The following is a 20971-nucleotide window of genomic DNA, read 5'->3' on the forward strand; positions in this document are numbered from 1 at the left end:
GAGGACACACCCAAAATATCGGGCGACACCAGCGGGTTTCGAAACAGCAGCTGATAGGCCGTACCTGCTGCCGCCAATGCAGCGCCCACTAAAATGGCACCGAGCGTGCGGGGTAGCCGAATGTCTTGAACCACTTGCACTGCGATTGGTTCGCCGGTACCCCACAAGGCACGCAGGCTTTCAGGAATGCTCAAGGGGTAGGCGCCCAGGGTAAGCGACAGTGCAGCAATGCCGATCAAAACGATCAGCAGCAAGGGCAGGCTGTAGGGAAGGACAGCTCGTGGCATGTGGGGCGCGGCAGTGAAATAGAGCCCGAGTATACCCCAGGCCTGCCGCGCCAATCTCAGCTTTGAAGCATCTGCTGTATGACGCTTTTCAACACACGGGCAATGTCGTCAGCCTTGATGTCCGGGTCGCGTATGGCCCGAATTTGGAGTCCATCAAACAAGGCCATCAGAATCGTGGATTTCGCAGCCAGATTAAACTCGCAGGGTGGCGAGTCTTTCAAAGGCTGAATACCTTTGATCAAATGCGTCACCTTCTCTCGAATCACTGCGTCGGTGCCTTGAACCGTGGCGGCAATTTTCGGGTTTCGTGCAGCCTCTGCCAAAATCTCCGTATCAAGTTCGCTTCGGTCAATGCGCCGCTGCACACCCTCATCCACCGTGCCCAGCATGGCTTTCAGAATGTCTTTCTCACCTTGAATTTTTGCGATTCGCTCAAGCGCTTGGTCCAGGTCACGCTTGACCATGGCTTCAATAATCGCTTCCTTGCTTTCGAAGTAGTTGTAGATGTGCCCGGCACTCATGCCAAAAGATTTCGCAATCTCGGACATGCTTGCACCGTGAAAGCCGCTTTTCCGAAAACACTCGGCGGCTGCATCCAGAATTTGCTGACGGCGAAGTTCCGCTTTGCTGGTCACGGTTTTAGCCTCGTTGATCATAGCTGCCTCCCCTCGATGGATAGTCGCTCGCCAGGTTAGCGTCACTCTCAGTCCAGCCACCACCCAGCGCCTTGTACAAGGTCACCAGGTTGGCAGTGCGCGCCAGTCGAACTGCGATCAGGTCTTGTTGTGCTGAATAAAGCGCCCTTTGCGAATCGAGCACATTCAAATAGCTGTCAATGCCACGTTTAAACCGGGCCTCGCTGAGTTTGTAGCTTTCCGAGGTGGCTTCCACCAAGGCATTTTGTGCATCCAGTTCTGCATCCAGTGTGCCCCGTGCAGCCAGGGCATCAGCCACTTCACGGAATGCGCCCTGTACTGTTTTTTCATATTCAGCCAATGCAATTTGCTGATCTGTTTTTGCGACCTCGAGGTTGGCACTATTGCGGCCAGCATCAAAAATCGGCAAGTTGATTCTGGGAATGAAGCTCCAGGTGCGCGAGCCGGATTCAAACAGGCCATCCAGCGAGGAGCTGGCAGTGCCTGCATCAGCGGTCAGGGTGATGCTGGGAAAAAATGCGGCACGGGCTGCGCCAATACGTGCATTGCTGGCTTGAAGCAGACGTTCGGCTGACTCCACATCCGGGCGACGTTGCAATACCTCGGAGGGAATGTCAGCGCGAAGTTCAACCATCGCTGCGGCACCCTCCAGGTTGCTGTCAGGCAGCAATTCTTTCGGAATGTTTTTGCCCACCAGCAGCTCGAGCGCATTGCGGTCTTGGGCCACAGCACGTGTAAACCGGGCCACATCGGCGCGGGACACTTCGACGCTGGTTTGAGCCTGGCGCAAATCAAGTTGAGAGGCCACACCCAAATCAAAACTGCGCTTGATTAAATCGTAGGCATCACGCTGGTTTTTCAGGGTGTCTTGCGCCAGTTCAAGCAAGGCTTGATCAGAGGCCAGGGTGAGGTAGCTGGAGGCCACCTCTGCGATCAAGCTGATTTGTGTGCTTTTGCGTGCTTCTTCGGTGGCCAGAAAACGCTGCAAGGCCTCTTCATTGAGGCTACGCACCCGGCCAAACAGATCGAGTTCATAGGCAGCAAAACCCACTGTTGCGCTGTACTGTTTCGGGGTGGCACCGCCAGAGCGACCGCCGCTTAAATCAGCGGGCAAGCGTTGACGATTGCCTTCACCGTCAGCAGAAATGGTGGGAAACAAATCGCTGCGCTGCACTTGGTAGAGCGCACGTGCCCGCTCAATATTCAGCGCTGCAATTCTTAAATCCCGGTTTTCTTTCAAGGCCAGTTCCAGCAATTGCTTCAGGCGCTGGTCCACAAACAAATCTCGCCAGGCCAGGTCAATTGCCGCCTGCGCTGCAGGGCTGTCGGGCTGGTAGGCCTCACCCTCGGGCCAGTTGCTGGCCACCGGCGCGGCAGGTTGTTCATAACTTGGAGCCAGTGTGCCGCAACCGGCCAAGGCCAGCGCAAACACCACTGGTGTGAGTTTCCATGCGTGAATCTTGTTCATGTCATTCTCCCTGTGCAGTGGCGTTTTTCCCGGCCCGTTTTTTGCCAAACAAGCGGGTGACCACCACAAAGAACATGGGTACAAAGAAAATGCCCAGCGCGGTTGCAGAAATGGTGCCGCCCAGTACGCCGGTACCAATTGCATTCTGGCTGCCTGAGCCGGCGCCGGTCGAGATGGCCAAGGGCACCACACCCAAACCAAAGGCCAGCGAGGTCATGATGATGGGACGCAAACGCATGCGTACCGCATCCAGTGTGGCCTCCAGCAAATCGCGGCCCTGGTCGAATTGCTCCTTGGCAAATTCCACAATCAGGATTGCATTTTTGGCCGACAAGCCCACTGTGGTCAGCAAGGCCACCTGAAAGTACACGTCGTTGGCCAAGCCACGGCCACTGGCCGCAAGCAGTGCACCCACCACGCCCAGGGGCACAATCAGCATGACCGCGAAAGGAATGGACCAGCTTTCATACAAGGCTGCCAGACACAAAAACACGATCAACAATGACAAGGCGTAGAGCAGTGGTGCCTGCGAACCCGACTGCCGTTCCTCGTAGGACAAACCGGTCCACTCAATGCCCATGCCCTCAGGCAGGTTTTCTGCAATCGCCTCCATGGCATCCATGGCGTCGCCTGAACTCATGCCGGGTGCAGCCTGCCCCTGAATTTCAACAGCGGGAAGGCCGTTGTAACGCTCAAGGCGTGGAGAGGCCATGGACCACTCTGCTGACGAGAAGTTGGAGAAGGGCACCATTTCGCCGTCGCTGTTGCGTACGTAGAAGCGGTTCAGGTCTTCGGGCAACATGCGGAATGGCGCATCGGCCTGCATGTACACGCGCTTCACACGACCTCGGTCCAGAAAGTCATTGATGAAACTGCCACCCCAGGCCGAGGTGAGCGTGTCGCTGATTTCTGAAACCGTGACACCCAGTGCGCCAGCTTTGGCGTTGTCAATATCAAGCTGATATTGCGGAGTGTCGGCAGTCGCATTGGGGCGAACACCCGTCAATATCGGGTTTTTCGCGGCTTCGCCAATCATGCTGTTACGGGCCTGAATCAGCGCATCACGTCCCAAACCAGTGCGGTCTTGAATGAACAGGTTAAAGCCGGAGGCATTGCCCAATTCCCGAATGGCTGGGGGTGCAAAGGCAAAAGCTTGTGCTTCTGGCCAGCTTGCGAATTCAGCCGAGGCACGTTGAACAATGCCAGCCGCGGAGTTTTCTTTGCCGGGGCGTTCACTCCAGTCGCGCAGCCTCACAAAGCCAATGCCTGAGTTTTGACCCGTGCCCGAGAAACTGAAACCTGCCACGGTGAACAGGGACTTCACATTGTCACCTTCCTCATTGAGGAAGTAGTCCTCCATCTTGGCCAATACTTGCAAGGTTTGTTCTTGCGTGGCACCCGCCGGCAATTGCACCTGCGTGAAGAACACGCCTTGATCTTCATCGGGCAGGAATGAAGTGGGCAAGCGGGTGAACATGAAGGCGGTGACAGCCAACAGGCCACCGTAAATAATCAGGTATCGCCCCGATTTGTGCAGCATGCGACCCACCGCGCTTTGGTAGCGCGCATTGCTTGAATCAAACTTGCGGTTGAACCAGCCGAAGAATCCTTTTTTCTCGTGGGTGTGACCCTTCTCAATGGGCTTGAGCATGGTGGCGCACAAGGCCGGTGTCAGCACCAGTGCAACAATCACCGACAAGGCCATGGCTGACACAATGGTGATTGAAAACTGCTTGTAAATAACACCTGCCGAGCCCGGGAAAAATGCCATGGGCACAAATACCGCCGACAGTACCAAACCAATACCCACCAAGGCACCGGTAATTTGGTCCATCGATTTTCGTGTGGCTTCCAAAGGCGACAAACCTTCCTCGGCCATCACACGTTCCACGTTCTCAACCACCACAATGGCGTCGTCCACCAGCAGGCCAATGGCCAGTACCATGGCAAACATGGTCAGTGTGTTGATTGAAAAACCGAATGCAGAAAGCACTGCAAACGTACCCAGCAACACCACGGGCACGGCGATGGTTGGAATCAGCGTCGCTCGGAAATTTTGCAGGAACAGGTACATCACCAGGAACACGAGAATAATCGCCTCGATCAGGGTTTTGACCACGCCTTCAATCGAGATTTTTACAAATGGAGTTGTGTCGTAAGCCACATCCCATTCCATGCCTTCGGGAATCAAGGGAGTGATGCGCTCCATTTCGGCGATCACGCCCTCCGCGGTGTCCAGTGCGTTGGCACCCGAGGCCAGACGAATACCGATACCCGATGCATTACGTCCGTTCCAGCGGGGCAAAATATTGTAGTTCTCACTGCCGTAGTCAATTCGAGCCACGTCCTTCAGGCGCACAGTGGCACCGTCTCCGGCGGTTCTTAAAATGATTTGCTCGAAGTCCTCCGGTGTTTCAAGCAAGGTTTGTGCGGTGATGGTTGCAGTCAGTGTTTGACCTTTCACAGCCGGTGCACCGCCCAGTTCACCTGCAGACACCTGTGCGTTCTGGGCCAGCACCGCATTGCGAATATCGCCAGGCGTCACCTTGAACTGATTCATTTTGTCCGGGTTCAACCAGATGCGCATGGCATAAGGGCTACCAAACACCTGTACCTCACCCACACCGTTCACGCGGCTCATGGTGTCTTGTACATTGGTGGTGATGAAGTCGGCCAGCTCAGTAGAAGTGTATGCACCATCCACGGCTGTGAAGGCGATCACCAGCAGGTAACCCGTTGAACTTTTGGTCACCTGAATACCCTGGCGTTGTACCGCATCGGGCAGCAAGGGCACGGCCAGGCTCAATTTGTTTTGAACTTGAACCTGAGCAATGTCAGGGTTGGTACCTGGTTCAAAAGTCAGCTCGATTCGCAGTCGACCAGTGGAGTCACTGGTGGACTTCATGTAGCGGAAACCATCCAGGCCGGTCATTCGTTGCTCAATTACCTGGGTGACCGAATCTTGCAGGGTTTCTGCGGAGGCACCGGGGTAGGTGGCTTGAATGGTAACGGCGGGCGGTGCAATGGCTGGATACTGCGCCACAGGCAAGTTGAAAATGGCCAACGCGCCGGCCAGCATGATCACTATCGCGATCACCCACGCAAAAATGGGGCGATCAATAAAAAATCGGGACATGGTACTACTCCTGCCAGGCGTTATTTACTTGTTCTCAGAGTCGGAAAGGATTTCCACTTCCTGACCGGGACGAACTTTCTGGATACCTTCGACAATCAGGCGATCACCTGCCTGAAGGCCTTCTGCAATCAACCATTGGTCGCCAATGGCCCTGGCTGTCTCTACGCTGCGCTTTTCAACTTTGTTGTCCTCGCCTATTACGAAGGCCGAAGGTGCACCGGTTGCATCGCGCATAATTCCCTTCTGCGGCACCAAAATGCCGTCTTCGCGCACACCTTCTTCAAGTGAAGCTCGAACATACATGCCGGGCAACAATTGCAGTTTAGGGTTGGGGAATACCGCACGCAGGGTTACGGTGCCGGTGTTTTGGTCCACGGTTACATCACTGAACTGCAGCTTGCCTTCCTGCGCGTAGCTGGACCCATCTTCAAGTTTCAATGTGACTTTTGCCGCGTCCTTTCCTGCGCTTTTCAGAACACCACTTTCCAGGTCGCGCTTGAGTTGAAGCAGTTCACTGGTCGATTGAGTGAGGTCCACATAGATGGGGTCCAGTTGTTGAATGGTGGTCAGCGGGCTGGCTTGACCCTGCTGCACCAATGCGCCCGGTGTAATGCTCGAGCGGCCAATTCGACCGCTGATGGGTGCAGTCACTTTCGTGTAGTTCAGGTTGATTTGTGCCGATTGCACCGCAGCTTTGCCTGAAGCTACATCCGCTTCGGCCTGTTTCAAGGCGGCATAGGCATCATCACGTTCTTGCTGGCTCACGGCATTGAGCTTGGCCAGTTCCTGGAAGCGATCATTCCGGATTTTTGCGCTGGTGAGGTTGGCTTCCGCCTTTTCGAGCATGGCTTTGGCGCTGGCATATTCGGCCTGGTAGGTGGAAGCATCAATTTGATACAGGGAGGTGCCTGCTTTTACGTCGCCACCCTCCTGAAACTGGCGTGCCTTGATAATGCCATTGACTTGGGGGCGCACCTCGGCAATGAGGTAAGGGCTGGTTCGGCCAGGCAATTCGGTGTAGAGCGACACTGGCTTTGCGGCCACCTCAAACACCCGAACTTTGGGCAAAGCGGGGGCAGCTGCTGCATTTGCACCGCCTTCTTGACTGCCGCAACCGGCCAGGGTCAACGTGCCAACAGTCAACAAGGCGCTGGTGCCCAGCGCCATTTTTCTTTTATTAATCATGGTACTACCTCGAAATAAGCAATGCGGGAACAGTAAGTAGACTAGAATGCTGAATGAACGTTCATTTTTTCATTGAAAAAATTGGGTGTCAATTTGGGGTTTACCACTGGGCAGGAATGGGATTTGCTGAAGAGACCGCTTAGGCTTCTAATGTGATCAATTGGTTTTATATCAAGGGGAAAAGATTTGGACCTTTCATCAATCGTGATTGTCGGTGGTGGTGCAGGCGGCTTGGAGTTGGCCTGTAAACTCGGGCGCAAGCTGGGGCCTGACCGCGTGACGCTGATCGACGCCAAGATGTACCACATCTGGAAACCCTCCCTGCATGAAGTGGCGGCGGGCACGCTGGACATTCATCAGGAAGGTTTGTCTTATCCCATGTTGGCCCACAACAATGGTTTTAACTTTGTACTGGGTGCCATGGAGGGGCTGGATGCCCACAGCAAACAGCTTGAAATTGCTGCGGTTCGTGACGACGTGGGCGATGAGGTGTTGCCCAGGCGCGTGTTGCAGTTTGGAACGCTTGTGATTTCCGTGGGCAGTCAATCCAATTATTTTGGTGTGAAAGGTGCGCAAGACTTCACCATTTCGCTGGACGGGCCGCAACAGGCCGAGAGCTTCCGCTTGAAAATGCTCAAGCATTTGGCCACGCTTGATTTGCGCAAGAAACTGGATCCATCGGCGAGCCTGGACATAGTCATTATTGGCGCCGGTGCCACCGGTGTTGAGCTGGCCGCGGAGTTGCGGGAAGCCAGCCACGTTCACAGCCGTTATGGTTTCAGCCGTATAAACGCAGCCAGCGATGTGACCATCACCATTCTGGAAGGAGCTCCCAGCATTCTGCCTGTGCTGCCAGAAAGTGTGTCGAGCGCGGCCTTGCGTTTGCTCGAGCAGCGCCACATTACGGTAGTCAACAATTGCAGGGTGGTGGAAATTTCACCCAAGCAAGTGGAGGACGCCAGTGGCAACCGCTACAAGGCCGATTTGTGCGTGTGGGCCGCGGGCATTAAGGCACCTGCCTGGCTCGCCAATCTGGGTTTGCCCGTGAACCGCAACAATCAGCTGGAAGTGGAGGGCGATTTGCGGGTGAAGGGTCAGCAGCACATTTTTTCGTTGGGTGATTGTGCAGCCTGTGTGCAACCTGATGGCAGTATGGTTCCGCCCCGCGCACAGTCTGCGCACCAGCAGGCTGATTACATTTACAAAACCATCATGAACGCCGAACGCGGCAAGCCAGCGTCGAGCAAGCCTTATTTGTACAAGGACCATGGCTCTTTGGTGTCTCTGGGTTCTCGCAGCTCTGTGGGCAGTTTGATGGGCGGATTATTCAAAGCGAGCAGCATGTTTGTGGAAGGTTTTTTTGCACGCAGCATGTACGCGAGTTTGCACTTGATGCACCACTATGCCGTGCTGGGCGGCATGAAAACTTTTTTACTCGCCATGGCGCGTTTTCTGCTCAAACGCGCCACACCCTTGGTGAAGCTGCACTAAACCTGTTTCGGCGGGTTTGCGGGTCAGTAGGCGCGTAGATCGTCCACAGCAAGCCTGCCGAAATTCGGACTCAACAGGTACTGCACCAAGCGTTCACCGCTTGACTCTGGGCTGCTGAGAGAATTGCTGTTTTTTAACTGGATGAATCGTTGTTTGTTGGGGAAAAGCGATTCGTCGGTTTCCCGAATTTGTGTTTGCATGGCGGTGTCAATCACCCCGGGTGCCAGGCTGCAAATGGCAACATTCGGAAGTTGGTCTTCTTGCACAGCCCGTGCGTGCATGTCGAGCGCGGCCTTGGTGGCGCAATACACGCTCCAGCCCGGGTAAGCACTTTGAGCTGCGCCACTGGAGACATGCAGTATTCGAAGTTGTTGGTTGCCCTGAACTTCTCGGGCCAGCAGGGCGCTCAGGGCCAAAGGCACTGTAATATTGAGCTGAACACTGCGGGAAATGTCGCCATTGGCTTGGGCATTCAGTGGCCCAATCGGTGACACCAAGCCCGCGTTGTTAATCAAAAGCAATTGTGTTGCGCTTGCAATGAATTTCCGCAATTGAGTGCTGCTTTCAAGTTGTTCAAGCGCTGACGGTTGTGTCAAATCCAGGCTGATTTGCTGAAGATCTTCGTTGTATTGCTGTTGAAGTTCAGTGTTTTGTGATCGGGAAATGCCCAATACAGCATGTCCCCGTTTCAACAAGGCCCGAGCGATGCCCAGGCCCAGCCCTTTGCTATGCCCCGTCAAAATTGCCTTGATCATGATTTTTGATTCAGTTTCAAATACAAAATGGAGCTGGCGAGCAACAATGTGACTGCATTGGCCACCACAACAGGCCATTGCTGCACCAGTAGGCCGTAAACCAGCCACAACAGCACACCCAAACAAAAACACGCGTACATACCCAGTGAGATGCTTCGCGTGTCACGGGTTTTCCAGCAATACACCACTTGTGGAATAAAGGCGAAAGTGGTGAGCGCTGCGGCCACAAAGCCCAAGGCTTGGGCCCAATCAAGCTGCATCAGTCGGCCTGTATTTTCTGGGCTGTTTCTTTGTAAGCCGCAAGGCGCCCGCCGCCGATGGCAATTGCTTTGTTGATTGCCGCACGGGCTTCATTTTTGCGATCCAGTTTGATCAAGGTCTCGGCCAGGTTATTCCAGGCGTCGGCCATGTCCGGGTATACACCGACGGCCTTGCGGTAATGTTGCTCGGCCTCTACGTAACTTTTTGCGCCGTAGGCCAGGTTCCCCAAACCGAAATGAAACCAGGGCTCGGTCGGCCATGTTTTTGCACCTTGCTGGTAAGCCTGGCCAGCCTTTTCGGTGTTGGAGCGCTCAAGCGCAACCGCCGAATTCAAATAGCCTTGGGCATTGACATAGCTGGGAGGCTCGACCGTGGTTTTAATCACAGTGAAGCCCCAGTTTTGTGAGCGTTCCCAAAGCTTCAGAAAAGTGGCCACGGGAATCAACTCACGTTCCTTCGGGCCGGAGCGCAAGATCATGCTGTTGCTGCCAGGCTCGTAGCCCACCACCACGGCGTAGTGCCATTGCGGTGCAATCGGCAAGGAAAGATTCAGCAAAACCACCACGGGTGCGCCAGCATTGAGGGCCTCAAACAGGGCGGGTAGCTTGGGTTCTATTTGGTAACTGAGGTAGCCCAAGCGGCGTGGCGCAGCCAGCATTTCAAGTTGCAGGCTGCCTTGGCGGCCAGGCAGATAAACCAGTTCAGCCAGTTTGTTCGGATCGGTGTTTTCACCGGCATGGTTGAGCACCATGGCCAGGGTGGACGGACCACAATAAAACTCCTCTTGTGCAAAAAAAGGCACATTTTTGAGTTCAACCGGGGCTTGAGTCTGGACGGTGTTTTGAAGATCTTGTGGAACTGTTGGCAAAACTGAACAGGAAGCCAACAGCCCTACAAGTACTGCTGAGCCCGCCATGCGGGCCCAGGCGGTACTAGGAAAACGTAATTTCATCGAACGGAACGGGTAAACGGAAATACCTTGGTCAGGCCAAGAATGTCGGTTACCAACAAAATAATGAAGACAGTAAATAGTACACCAACAATACCGGCGCCTGCGGGCGCATTCTCAATGTGGGCGGCCAGCTTCTGTGCTTCTTCTTCGGTCATTGAATCCACACGGGCCTTGGCAACTTCAGGGCTGACGCCGTGAGCTTGCAGGGCCTTGGCAATGTCTTCACGGTCAAAGAATTGTTTGAGTTCGGAACGGTCTTGCTGATGCATGGCAACCGCTTCTTCGGTGCTCACGATTGCTGCGTGGGCTGGTGCCACAATAAAGCTGCTTGAAAAGCTCAACAAAACTGCCATTGCTGTTGCGCGCATAGTTTTAGTCATTTTATAACTCCATCATTCTTGTGTGTGGGAAAGACCATCATAGGGTTAAACAAGCTTTACTGCTCATTTATTCCGAGTCAACCAAACGAAGGCCGTTGCGTTTTAGTTGACATCACAGCAAGGAGGATTTGTGATGAAAACTCGATTGTTCAGGATTTTTTCGGCCAGCTTTGCTGTTTTGACTGGTCTTCTGATGGCACCCCTACAGGCTCAGGCCGTTAACATCTCCATCGGCGTTGGCGGGGAGGTGCTTCCTGGCGTATATGGCTCTGTCAATATCGACAACGGGCGCTACCCAACGCTGGTCTATGCAGAACCGCTGATCGTGACTCGCCCCTCGCGAATTCTTTCGCCAATTTACCTGCACGTGCCACCGGGGCATCTGAAAAAATGGGGTCGCTATTGCGGTCGTTATGATGCATGTTCACGGCCGGTGTATTTCGTGAAGTCTCGCGATTACTACGACTTCAGCCCACGTTACATTGAGCAGCGCTATATTTATCGTGACCGTGTGACCTATGTAAACCGTGGAGGTTATGACCGCCGCGACTACTATGATCGCAGGGACTACGATCGCCGCGACTATGATCGCCGTGATTACCGTGAGTATCGCCGTGACCACGATCACCGTGGACATGGAAAACACTGGAAACACGATGATCGGGGCCATGGACATGGCAAACATGGTCGAGGTCGAGACGACTAAGTTGTAAAAAATCAGTTTTAGTTTGAATTCACAAAGCCGGCTGGTTCAGCCGGCTTTTGTTTTTTTACCAAGACAGGGTAATCATTTGTAAGTAAAAATCTGACATAATGTAAGCCAATGAGTTATCGATCAATTGTTTGATTGAATTTGGGTTTGATATCGCGATAAGCTTTATCTAATTGAAATGTAAGTGAAATATTTTTCTTTTACCCAAATAAGAGGGTAAAATTCATCCTATTCATCCCTATTATTTTCAGTGTCGAATGGCAAAGTGATTAGGTAATGTTTTGATTAACACTTTTTGACTAACCCATTCGGCAAAGACGATCCCACCATGAAAATTCGGTCCAAATTACGTCAGCAAGGTGCGCTCATGATCGAGTTGGTGCTGACACTGCCCATATTGCTGGCTGTGATTTTCGCGATCGTTGAATACTCTGTGTTGTTGGGTGCGATGTTGATCATGAACAACACCACCAGCGAGGCGGCCCGCCAAGCCACGGTCTACCGCAGCGGTTTTGCTGTCAGCGATTATGAAGTCCTTGCACAAGACGCGCTGGAAGACATGTTGCCCAGCTATGTAGGTTCTTTCCGGGACAGCGTTGTGCCTTCCGTGAATTCTTTTGCTTGCGGCGATTCAACCTGCCTGCGGGTGCGTCTCGATTACCCCAATTACAGCAGCAACCCGCTGGTCGGGAATTCCTTCTTCATTCCTTTGCCCGAGAATTTGTCAGCAGAGTCCACAACACGTGTGGAGCCCAATGATGGTTAATCGACGTTCTCGGCGCTCGCAACGCGGTGCTTATTCCCTATTGACCGTGTTCGTACTCATCATGAGTGTTGGCGCACTTGGCGTGTTGGCTGTGGGCCACATGGCCTGGGAGAAAACCCGCTTGCAAGGGGTCGCCGATCTGGTTGCCCTGACCGCTGCCCGCCAAATGGCCAACGGACCTGAATTCGCCGAGGCGCAGGCCATCGCACAGGCCAATGGTCTGAGCGAAGACGATGATTTGACCATCGAGTGCATCATCGATAATGCACCTACCAATGATTGCGACAACTCCATTACCAGCCGGGTCACGATTGTTCGTCCGGTCAATGGTTTGCTGGCTTTCTTGCCAAACCGTGATGTGTCGGTACTGGCCGAAGCAACCGTGGCACCCACAGTGGTGGGGTCGGTGTCCAGCGGCCTGGTCAGTGTGGACACCAACCAGTCTGCCTTGTTGAATGGCCTGTTGACCGCTTTGGGTGGTGGTGCGATCAATTTGACGGTGGCCCAGTGGGGCGGTTTGCTCGGCAGTGACATCCGTGTGGATTTATTGGCCTTGGCTACAGAATTGGGTGTGGCCAATGTCAATGACTTGTTGTCGTTGAACGTGTCGGCATTGGGCTTGCTGCAAGACGCCTTGTTGGTAGGCAATGCCGATGCAGCCGACAAAATGGAAGTTGAAGGTATTCTGAGTGCCTTGAGTGGACCATTGAATAACGTCAATGTGACCGTTGGGGATTTGTTGGCGCTCGATTTGTCTGGCCGAACCAACACCACCCTGGATGTCAATCTGGGTCAGCTTGCGCAGGTCACTGTGTTGAACGCGGTGGAAGGAGTGGGTTATGTATTGCCTATTTCATCGGGTTTGCTGAATCTGGATGTCGGCGTGAATATTCTGGAAGCGCCACAGGTGTTTGTGGGCCGAAAAATGCCCTACAAAGACCCCATCGCCACGGGTCGAACAGCGCAGGTTGCACTGGATGTGCGAGTGCGCCAGCCTTTGAATCTTAATCTGGCACTTGTTAATTTAAGTGCGCTCGATCTTGGGCTTCAACTGCGGGTAGCAGGTGGATTGGCCGAGGTAAATGAGTTGACCTGTCGTTACCCCCGTTCAACCAACAACATGGTAATGACCGTGGTACCTGCTGTAGCAGAAGTGTGCATTTCGGACAGCGCGGGCAATTTGAACACCACTGTGGGGTCACTCGAGTGCGGAGCACCTGCCGATATCCTGAATGTGAATTTTCTGGGCTTGGTGAATGCCGGCGTTACTTTGGCAGCCGAGACCAGTTTGCGCTCCGACCCTGTTCAACACAGCTTCGATGGCATGGCGCCTTTCAGCGAAACCATTGAACTGAGTGTGGGGGAAACGCTGGGCAATTTGCTGCAAAACACGGAATTGGACCTTGGTATTGAACTGCCACTGGTTGGCCCGTTGATTAACGGCGTTGTGAACGGTTTGGTAAACCTGTTGCTCAATGCACTTGAACCCGTGTTAAGTCCCATTCTGGGACTGGTAGGCAATATCCTTGATGGTTTGTTGCAGGTGTTGGGCGTGGATCTGAACACGGTGACAGTCAATGTGGATTCCATGGACTGTCAAAGTGTGGTGTTGACGCGTTGAAATCAATGTCAGTCCACAGGAACGGCTTCGTTTTTTTGCAGGCCGTACACAGCCGCCAAGGCTGTACCAGCCAACACCACCAAGCCACCAATCAAGGTGTGCCAACCCACTGTTTCACCTAGAAACAGGTTTCCCCACAGCACGCCGAATACCGGGGTTAAAAAAGTGACGGTAAGTGCTGAGGTGGGGCCAATGTCCATGACCAGCCTGAAATACAGCAGGTAAGCAACACCACTGCACAACACACCCACACCCAGAATGGCCAGCCAGCTGCTCATTGCGGGCATTTGCTCAGGCAGGTTGAACGGCACAAATGGCATCAAAATAAATGAACCCATCAACAGGCAGCCAAATGCATTGGTGAGCGGGTCAATGTCACTGCCCAGGTATTTAGCCATGTTGGTGGCAATCCCATAGCAAGCCGCAGCGGCCAGTGCCGCAGCAACCCCCAGTCCAGTCCCTTCCGTGTTGAGGGTCGCTGCATCAAAACCCACGATTATGGCAACACCCAGTAAACCCAACACAAGCCCGAGCAAGGCCATGGGCGAGGGTACTGCGCGAGTCCAAACCAGGGCGACCAGTGCAGCCCAAATTGGAGCCGTGGCATTGATGATCACCAGCACCGACGCGGTGACCGTGAACGAGGCGTAGGCCACCAAAGTGAAAGGCAAGGCAGAGGCAAATACGGCAATCACCGCAATTAACTTCCAGCGCTTTCCAACCTGGGTTTGCTTGCGGGTGAGTGCAAAAAGTCCGCCCAGAAACAGTGCGCCGAACACCACCCGAAGCGCTGCCATCAAAGTAGGTGCCATGTCGGCGGCTGCAATTTTGTAAAACACAAACGACGAGCCCCAGATCATGGACAGCAACAACAATCGCAGTGCACTGGCTTGACTCATGGTTTTCAGCAGGTGGTGAGTGAATGCGCAAGTATGCTTAAATTAGCGATCCCTTTGCAGGGATTCGAGAATAATTCTCAAATATTTTGAACATTTTCGAGCAACGGCGCTCAAAGTGGGCTGTGCAAAGAGGCAGCAGTTAAAGGACTAACAATGTGGTTGGTGAAGTACGCATTGCGAAGACCCTACTCAATGGGCGCGTTGGCAATTCTCGTGTTCATTCTGGGCTTGTCATCCTTACGGCAATTGCCGGTTGATATTCTTCCTGAAGTAAAAACTCCGGTGGTGAATGTGGTGTGGACCTATCAGGGTCTGAATGCCCGTGAAATGGCCACCAAGATTACCTCGTTCTCTGAGCTCGCCTTGTTGAACAACGTGGACAACGTGAAGGAAATTTCCTCCGAAACGTTTAATGGTGTGGGCCTGGTTCGGATCGTGTTTCAGGACAATGTGGAAATTGATGTGGCCTTGTCCCAGGTCGGTGCAATTTCGCAAACCATTTTGCGTCGCATGCCTGCGGGGACCAGTCCTCCCATCGTGGTGCGCAATTCATTGTCCAGTCGCCCAATTCTCAGCATGGTGGTGTCTTCTGACACGCTCAGCCAAAGCCAATTGGCCGATTACGCACGAATTCAATTGCGCGGGCAGGTGCAAAGCATTGGCGGCATGCGCCTGACTTTGCCCTATGGCGGTGCCACTCGACAAATCATGATTGATTTGAAACCCGATGCGCTCCCGGCATTTGGACTCTCTGCAGCCGATGTTGCCGAGGCTGTGAACCAGCAAAACCTCACCCTGCCTTCAGGCAATGTGCGTGAGGGTACGCGCGACATGCAAATTTCCGTTGATGCAAGTCCGGAAAGCGCTGAGGTGTTTGCCAACCTGCCCATCAGTGCCAGGGATGGCAGAATCATCAAGCTTCGTGATGTGGCCGATGTGCGCGATGGTGGTGCCATTCAAACCAACCTGACCCGTGTGGACGGCAGCAGCGCCGTGTTGGTGTCGATGATCAAAATTGGCGATGCCTCCACCACCGACATCATCAAGAAAGTGAAAGAGCGACTGCCAGAAATTCAAGCTGCGGCGCCCGCGGGTGCAAAAATTACTCCGATTTTTGATCAGTCCGTGTTTGTACAAAGTGCGGTAGACATCATCGCCAAGGAAATTCTGATTGTGGGTTTCCTCGTGGGCCTGGTGGTGTTCATTTTCCTGGGGTCGATTAAATCCAGTCTTATTGTTCTGGTATCGATTCCACTTTCACTGTTGGTCGCGGTGATTGCAGTCAAACTGACAGGGCATACCCTTAACCTGATGAGCCTGGCCGGTCTTGCCCTTGCGGTGGGTATTCTGGTGGACAACGCCATGGTTGAAATTGAAAACATCAACCGCAACATCGGTTTGGGGCTGAGTGCACCGCAGGCCGCCTTGGCGGGGGCCAAACAAGTGGCGTTCCCTGAATTCGTGTCCACCCTGTCCACCTGCATTGTGTTCACGCCCATTTTCTTGCTGGAGGGCATTGCGGGTTATGTGTTCCAGCCATTGGCCATCACAGTGATTGCTGCGTTGGCGGCGTCGTACTTCTTTTCGAGAACTGTGGTGCCTACCCTTGCTGCACTAAATCTCGGCAAGAATGACAAACACTACAAGGGTTTTCACACGCTTGAAGCCTCCATTGACCGTTTGGGTGACGGCATTGCCAACCGACTGCCTGCCCTGCGCGCCAAGTGGCCCGTGGTGGCGTTGGTGGTGGTGTTGATTGTGGCCAGCGCAGGCACTTTGCTGGCCATCAGCCCGCAACAGTATTTCCCGCGCACCGATGCAGGCTTGTTGAAGCTGTACGTGCGCGGCCCGGCAGGCACGCGTGTGGAGGAAACCGCCAACAAGTTTGCACAGGTGCAAACCACCATTCGTGAGTTGATTCCTGCGGATGAAGTCAAGCAGATTGTGGAATTGATTGGGCAGCCCGACCCCGTGAACATGTCGTGGGTCGACACCATGACGATTGGCGGTTTCGATGGTGAAATGCTGATCGAGTTAAATCCCAGGAAGGCGAGTACTTTTGAGTATCAAACCCTGCTGCGCGAGGAGCTGACTCAACGTTACCCTGATTTCAAGTTTCTGTTTTTACCCGCCGACATCACCAATCAAACACTCTCCGGCCTTACCCCAACGTCGACTGAAATCCGGGTGATTGGCCGTGATGTGCCTGGCAATATGGGTATTGCCCAAGAGTTGCTCAAGAAACTGGATGGCTCCAGTGACATCAGCGATTTGATGTTGCGGCAGGTGGGCAATTTGCCAGAGTACATGGTGTCGATTGACCGCGACCGTGCCCTTGCCTTGGGGGTAACTTCGGCGGATGCTCTTCAAACTTTGTTGGGTGTACTGGGCACAGGTGGCACCGTGGCACCCAGTTATTGGTCGGATCCGCGCGCGGGTATTTCTTATGTGGTGCAGGTGCAGGCTCCGTTGCAAACCATTGGCTCAGCAGAAGATTTGTTGCGTTTGCCTATTACAACGCCGAGCGGAGAAAGCATTCAACTGGGTGCAATCGCTACGATCACTCCGCGCACTGTACCGGCTACCGTGGTGCGTTCCACCCTGCAACCGGTGGTCAGCGTACTGGCGAATGCGCCGGGCGACAATTTAAAGGTGCTTGCAGCGCAATCTCAAGAGGCGGTGGCAGATTTGCAGTCGCGTTTGAAGCCTGGCAACAAAATTGAGATCAATGGGCAGGCCACCGCGATGACCGAAGCCTTCAGGGAACTGGCGATTGGTTTGCTGGGTGCCTTGGCCTTGATTGTGCTGGTGATGGTGTTCAACTTTCAATCGTGGGTTTTGCCTTTTGTGGCCTTGAGCAGTTTGCCGGTGGCGCTCTCGGGTGCGGTGGCTGCCTTGTATGTCACCGGAACACCGATCAGTGTTCCTGCGCTTATGGGTTTGATCATGACCATGGGCATCACCACGGCCAACAGCGTGTTGCTGACGTCTTTTGCCCGAGACGCGTGGGTTCAGGGCATGGGTGCCTGGGAGGCTGCGTTGCAAACTGTGCGTCAGCGAATTCGCCCAATTCTGATGACCGCGTTGACCATGATCGTGGGTTTGATCCCGATGGCCACAGCGTTGGGGCAGGGCGCTGAACAAAACGCGCCATTGGCCCGCGCCGTGATTGGCGGATTGATGACAGGCTCGGTGGCCACCTTGATTTTGGTGCCTTTGATTTTCACATTTGCGATGAAAAACGCAGTACCCGGCAAACCGCTGGTTGAGGAGTAAACCGTGAATACACCACTTGTGAGCAAGAAGTTTCTATTCGGATCTGCTGTGGCCGTGCTGATTGCTGGCGGTGCAGGTTTCGCCTATTGGGGGCAGGATGCCAAAGCCAATTTAAAACCGGCCCAAAATCAGGCAAACCTGCCCGTGGTAAATGTGGTGCAACCTGCGTTGTCGCAGGCCAGCAGTGAAATTCAATTCGCAGCGAGGCTGGCACCTTCGCGCGAGGCCAGCCTGTTTGCCCGCAGTTCAGGGTTTGTCGAAGCACGGTATGCTGACATTGGTACACGAGTCAAAGCAGGCGAGGTACTTGCACGTATTTCTGCACCCGAATTGGAAGCATCACTGAATTCTGCGCGGGCTGCATTGAAACAACGCGAAGCAGAATTGCTGGTAGCCACGCGCAATCGGGAACGCGTAGAGCCATTGGGCACTGCAGGTGCGGTGTCGGCCCAGCAAGTCGATGAGTTGATGGGCATTGAAGAAGTGGCCAAGGCCAATTTGAGTGCTGCAAAAGCAGAGGTGGCCCGCCTGCAAAGTGAAGTGGCTTACCTCACTTTGAAGGCGCCCTTTGATGGCGTAATTACTGAACGCAATATTGACCGGGGCGACCGTGTCAGCCCGAATGACACCCGAATGCTTTACCGAATCATCAACAGTGATGTGATTCGTGTGCAGGTCGATGTGCCGCAACCCCAGTTGTTTCGCATTGAGCAGGCCAGCAAAGCCAGCCTGAGTATTGCCGAGCGCCCGGGACAAATGGTTGCCGTCAATTTCAAGCGTTCGTCCCAGGAATTGCGCGCGGATACTGGCACAGTACGAATTGAGTATGAGTTTGACAACCGTGAACTGGCCTTGCCTGCAGGGTTGAATGCCAACTTGAAAATTGAATCAAACGGCAAAGGCAACAGCGTCACCGTGCCTGCCAACACCATTGTGTATCGGGATGGTGGTGCTACTTTGGTGGTGTTGAATGCCGACAATCAGGTTGAGTTCAGAAAAATTACCTTGGGTAAAAATTTCCCGACCACGGTAGAGGTAGTTCAGGGCGTGAATATTGAGGACCGCGTGGTGGTGAACCCCAACGCTTTATTGAAGCCAGGCCAGCAGGTGGAAGTGGCGAAGCCTGCAGCAAGCTGAAAGCCTCGGCCCAGTCCATTCGCTAGTGCGCTTCGTCCTCCATGCGCTTGCGAAATTCAATGGTGTCGCCATCGGCCAGCAGTTGTGTAATTTTCAATGGTGCACCGGCAGCATCCAGAGTCAGCAAACCGATTCCACTGCCGTTGACCAAGCGCTCACCACGACTGCCATGGTCGGGTTTGCGCGGCACAATGCGCATTTTTCGGCGTTTGGTGAACCAGTTCAAAGGTGACCAAGGTGCGTACAGCCATCGATTCAAGCGATCGAGAATGTCGAGCAGTTTGCGCGGAAATTCATTTCTGAAACCGCTGCTGGTAATTTGCCAGATATTGGGGCTGTTTTTCTTGCTGCGAAGTTCCACTTCATAAGCGAATGAATAGTGCACATCGCCAGAAAGAATCACAAAATTTTGGGGTGTTTTACCGTGCCGGAACAAATTCAGTAGCGTATTCGCGGCGCCTCGGTGAGCCATCCAGTTTTCCGCATCGACCATCAAGGGTTTGCCAAACCAGGTAAACACTTTTTGGATGGTTTCAATCAATTTGACACCGAACATTGGGGCAGGTGAGACCAGCAACACAGCATCATGGCCAAGCAGCCTTTGCTGCAACTCTGACAATGACTCCCAATCCATCAGCCCCGAGGGGTGAGCCGGGTTGAATTCCGACCGCCAGCGGTTGGTTCGCGTGTCAATCACCATCAAAGCAGGTTTGGTGTCCCACTTGTATTGCCAGCCGCGAAAGGCAATCAACTCGGAAATCAGATCTTCATGCGCTTCCTCGCCGGGCAATTGCAGCGCCTCATCGCAGCGCTTCATCATGTCATCGGAAAAGTTTTCTGGCGCATTGCCCCAGGCCTGGCACACCAGGTAAGCCACCAGCGCATTGCCGATGATGCGACGGGAGAATGGCTCACCGTAAGCAGTTTCTTCCCACTCGGCACTCAGGTTCCAGTCGTCGGTGATGTCATGGTCGTCGAACATCATGGCCACTGGTATGTGGGCCATCAAGCGGTGCACACAGTCCAGTTCCGCGACAAATTCTTCCATCGCTTCCAGTTGTGCTTCATAGCGTTCTGCAAATTCAGTGGGCACTTCTGGTGGGATGGTCATGTCGGTGTAGCGCCAGGGAATGGGAGACCACACCAACAAATACATGGCCATGACTTCGGACAGGGAGATCAAATGGTTTCGGGCACTGTCAGTGGTGAACACGGGTTTTTTCACACCCGTGAACAGCACGGTGCGAATGTCTTTGTTGGCTTTGGTTTTTGGCAACAGTTGATCGCGCGTGTAATAGTGCGGCTGGTCGCGGTGCAGGGTATGGCTGCTGTGCAGTTGGGTGCCCGGCAAAGGCTCGGCTGGCGAATTCAATTCATCCAATAAGCGGTGTATGGCCACCAGCATGGGGCCCGCTACGTCGTCGGTGTAAATTTGATCGCCACCCATCATCAGCAGTGCTGGCCATTCAGTGGGTGTGGCGGCCAGTTCCAGCAAGTGTTGGTCTGCCCGAACCAGCCCATCGCCGGCTGAGCTACCCTCTTTGCGGGCGTAATGCGGCTTGCGGCAAGAACCGTGTAATACGCTGCGAACCTGGCTTTGAATGACAAACCCCAGCGTACTTCTGCCCGGGTAAAGCAAGTGTGGTGCTTCCTGGGTCAGGTTGATCCATTCGCCATCTGCCCCATGTTTGTAGCTGAGTTCATAACCCACCCAGGTGTCGGCCGGCAGAGGCATGTTCAAAGGCAGGTCAATCAGGTGGATGTAATAGTGCTCGGCCACTTTCAATGCACGGCAATGCCCACGAATTTCATGCACCTGCGAGTCATGTTTGTCCGGAAACAGGGCAAGCCGCCATTGCACGGGCTGCGATGTTGCCAACCACAAAGTGATTCGCTCGCTTTGCATGCGACGCAACACGGGGCCAGCCAGAAGGGTGTTGATGCTCATACTGCGATTGGGGTGAGGTGTGAGAACAATGCACAAACCCT

At 53.8% G+C, this 20971-nt stretch carries 17 protein-coding genes; 6 read left to right on the top strand and 11 right to left on the bottom strand.

From position 1 onward, the window contains the following. The 5 genes from A0129_RS04215 to A0129_RS04235 form a co-directional block, all read right to left on the bottom strand. Positions 1–287, bottom strand: a 287-nt coding sequence (locus tag A0129_RS04215; RefSeq protein WP_291712688.1) for an iron chelate uptake ABC transporter family permease subunit, incomplete at its 3' end; no start/stop codon positions are given. 56 nt (positions 288–343) lie between these two features. Beyond that, entirely contained in the window at positions 344–943 is a 600-nt protein-coding gene (locus tag A0129_RS04220) for a TetR/AcrR family transcriptional regulator (RefSeq protein WP_291712690.1), read from the bottom strand. Then, on the bottom strand, positions 927–2411 hold the full coding sequence (gene adeC / locus A0129_RS04225; RefSeq protein ID WP_291712691.1) for an AdeC/AdeK/OprM family multidrug efflux complex outer membrane factor: 1485 nt from the start codon (positions 2409–2411) through the stop codon (positions 927–929). Before adeC ends, A0129_RS04220 begins: the two co-directional genes overlap by 17 nt. A 1-nt stretch (position 2412) precedes the next feature. After that, a complete protein-coding gene (locus A0129_RS04230; protein ID WP_291712693.1) occupies positions 2413–5547 on the bottom strand; it encodes an efflux RND transporter permease subunit in 3135 nt (1044 codons plus the stop codon). Between the two features lie 24 nt (positions 5548–5571). Further along, positions 5572–6732, bottom strand: a complete 1161-nt coding sequence (locus tag A0129_RS04235; RefSeq protein WP_291712695.1) for an efflux RND transporter periplasmic adaptor subunit — start codon at positions 6730–6732, stop codon at positions 5572–5574. A gap of 186 nt (positions 6733–6918) precedes the next feature. Between A0129_RS04235 and A0129_RS04240 the strand changes: the two genes are divergently transcribed. Further along, positions 6919–8223 (top strand): NAD(P)/FAD-dependent oxidoreductase, encoded by a 1305-nt coding sequence (locus tag A0129_RS04240; RefSeq protein ID WP_291712697.1) that lies wholly within the window; start codon positions 6919–6921, stop codon positions 8221–8223. A gap of 23 nt (positions 8224–8246) precedes the next feature. Here the strand turns inward: A0129_RS04240 and A0129_RS04245 are convergent, their stop codons facing one another. The 4 genes from A0129_RS04245 to A0129_RS04260 are packed head-to-tail and all read right to left on the bottom strand — an operon-like array spanning position 8247 to position 10571. Then, entirely contained in the window at positions 8247–8978 is a 732-nt protein-coding gene (locus A0129_RS04245) for an SDR family oxidoreductase (RefSeq protein WP_291712698.1), read from the bottom strand. Next, the gene (locus A0129_RS04250) at positions 8975–9238 is read right to left on the bottom strand and encodes a SemiSWEET transporter (protein WP_291712700.1); all 264 of its coding nucleotides are present in this window, start codon (positions 9236–9238) and stop codon (positions 8975–8977) included. The genes A0129_RS04245 and A0129_RS04250 overlap by 4 nt, the downstream gene beginning before the upstream one ends. After that, complete coding sequence (locus A0129_RS04255) at positions 9238–10191, bottom strand: PA2778 family cysteine peptidase (RefSeq protein WP_291712701.1); 954 nt, start codon at positions 10189–10191, stop codon at positions 9238–9240. Before A0129_RS04255 ends, A0129_RS04250 begins: the two co-directional genes overlap by 1 nt. Continuing rightward, the gene (locus A0129_RS04260; RefSeq protein ID WP_040513516.1) at positions 10188–10571 is read right to left on the bottom strand and encodes a PA2779 family protein; all 384 of its coding nucleotides are present in this window, start codon (positions 10569–10571) and stop codon (positions 10188–10190) included. Before A0129_RS04260 ends, A0129_RS04255 begins: the two co-directional genes overlap by 4 nt. A gap of 133 nt (positions 10572–10704) precedes the next feature. Between A0129_RS04260 and A0129_RS04265 the strand changes: the two genes are divergently transcribed. The 3 genes from A0129_RS04265 (at position 10705) to A0129_RS04275 (ending at position 13670) form a co-directional block, all read left to right on the top strand. Further along, positions 10705–11277, top strand: a complete 573-nt coding sequence (locus A0129_RS04265) for a hypothetical protein (RefSeq protein ID WP_291712703.1) — start codon at positions 10705–10707, stop codon at positions 11275–11277. A 334-nt stretch (positions 11278–11611) separates the two neighbouring features. Further along, the gene (locus A0129_RS04270) at positions 11612–12049 is read left to right on the top strand and encodes a TadE/TadG family type IV pilus assembly protein (RefSeq protein WP_291712705.1); all 438 of its coding nucleotides are present in this window, start codon (positions 11612–11614) and stop codon (positions 12047–12049) included. Continuing rightward, positions 12042–13670 carry a pilus assembly protein TadG-related protein gene (locus A0129_RS04275; RefSeq protein WP_291712707.1) on the top strand — a complete coding sequence of 543 codons (1629 nt, stop codon included), beginning with the start codon at positions 12042–12044 and terminating at the stop codon, positions 13668–13670. The genes A0129_RS04270 and A0129_RS04275 overlap by 8 nt, the downstream gene beginning before the upstream one ends. Before the next feature lie 8 nt (positions 13671–13678). On the opposite strand, the gene A0129_RS04280 is transcribed toward A0129_RS04275, so the two are convergent. Next, the gene (locus A0129_RS04280; RefSeq protein WP_291712709.1) at positions 13679–14569 is read right to left on the bottom strand and encodes a DMT family transporter; all 891 of its coding nucleotides are present in this window, start codon (positions 14567–14569) and stop codon (positions 13679–13681) included. Between the two features lie 153 nt (positions 14570–14722). On the opposite strand from A0129_RS04280, the gene A0129_RS04285 reads away from it, so the two are divergent. Both A0129_RS04285 and A0129_RS04290 read left to right on the top strand, forming a co-directional pair. Then, positions 14723–17845: an efflux RND transporter permease subunit gene (locus A0129_RS04285; protein ID WP_291712710.1), complete on the top strand. Its 3123-nt coding sequence runs from the start codon at positions 14723–14725 to the stop codon at positions 17843–17845. 3 nt (positions 17846–17848) lie between these two features. Next, entirely contained in the window at positions 17849–18982 is a 1134-nt protein-coding gene (locus tag A0129_RS04290; RefSeq protein WP_291712712.1) for an efflux RND transporter periplasmic adaptor subunit, read from the top strand. Between the two features lie 22 nt (positions 18983–19004). Here the strand turns inward: A0129_RS04290 and A0129_RS04295 are convergent, their stop codons facing one another. After that, on the bottom strand, positions 19005–20930 hold the full coding sequence (locus tag A0129_RS04295; RefSeq protein ID WP_291712714.1) for an alkaline phosphatase D family protein: 1926 nt from the start codon (positions 20928–20930) through the stop codon (positions 19005–19007). Positions 20931–20971: the final 41 nt, after the last annotated feature.

This window comes from Limnobacter sp. CACIAM 66H1 (assembly GCF_001601825.1).
Taxonomy (GTDB): Bacteria; Pseudomonadota; Gammaproteobacteria; order Burkholderiales; family Burkholderiaceae_B; genus Limnobacter.

What these genes read in the sequence shown, in the direction of transcription:
- A0129_RS04230 (WP_291712693.1), bottom strand. Translation starts at nt 5,547, where the DNA reads ATGTCCCGATTTTTTATTGATCGCCCCATTTTTGCGTGGGTGATCGCG.
- A0129_RS04235 (WP_291712695.1), bottom strand. Translation starts at nt 6,732, where the DNA reads ATGATTAATAAAAGAAAAATGGCGCTGGGCACCAGCGCCTTGTTGACT.
- A0129_RS04245 (WP_291712698.1), bottom strand. Translation starts at nt 8,978, where the DNA reads ATGATCAAGGCAATTTTGACGGGGCATAGCAAAGGGCTGGGCCTGGGC.
- A0129_RS04280 (WP_291712709.1), bottom strand. Translation starts at nt 14,569, where the DNA reads ATGAGTCAAGCCAGTGCACTGCGATTGTTGTTGCTGTCCATGATCTGG.
- A0129_RS04285 (WP_291712710.1), top strand. Translation starts at nt 14,723, where the DNA reads ATGTGGTTGGTGAAGTACGCATTGCGAAGACCCTACTCAATGGGCGCG.
- A0129_RS04255 (WP_291712701.1), bottom strand. Translation starts at nt 10,191, where the DNA reads ATGAAATTACGTTTTCCTAGTACCGCCTGGGCCCGCATGGCGGGCTCA.
- A0129_RS04270 (WP_291712705.1), top strand. Translation starts at nt 11,612, where the DNA reads ATGAAAATTCGGTCCAAATTACGTCAGCAAGGTGCGCTCATGATCGAG.
- A0129_RS04295 (WP_291712714.1), bottom strand. Translation starts at nt 20,930, where the DNA reads ATGAGCATCAACACCCTTCTGGCTGGCCCCGTGTTGCGTCGCATGCAA.
- A0129_RS04265 (WP_291712703.1), top strand. Translation starts at nt 10,705, where the DNA reads ATGAAAACTCGATTGTTCAGGATTTTTTCGGCCAGCTTTGCTGTTTTG.
- adeC (WP_291712691.1), bottom strand. Translation starts at nt 2,411, where the DNA reads ATGAACAAGATTCACGCATGGAAACTCACACCAGTGGTGTTTGCGCTG.
- A0129_RS04260 (WP_040513516.1), bottom strand. Translation starts at nt 10,571, where the DNA reads ATGACTAAAACTATGCGCGCAACAGCAATGGCAGTTTTGTTGAGCTTT.
- A0129_RS04250 (WP_291712700.1), bottom strand. Translation starts at nt 9,238, where the DNA reads ATGCAGCTTGATTGGGCCCAAGCCTTGGGCTTTGTGGCCGCAGCGCTC.
- A0129_RS04220 (WP_291712690.1), bottom strand. Translation starts at nt 943, where the DNA reads ATGATCAACGAGGCTAAAACCGTGACCAGCAAAGCGGAACTTCGCCGT.
- A0129_RS04275 (WP_291712707.1), top strand. Translation starts at nt 12,042, where the DNA reads ATGGTTAATCGACGTTCTCGGCGCTCGCAACGCGGTGCTTATTCCCTA.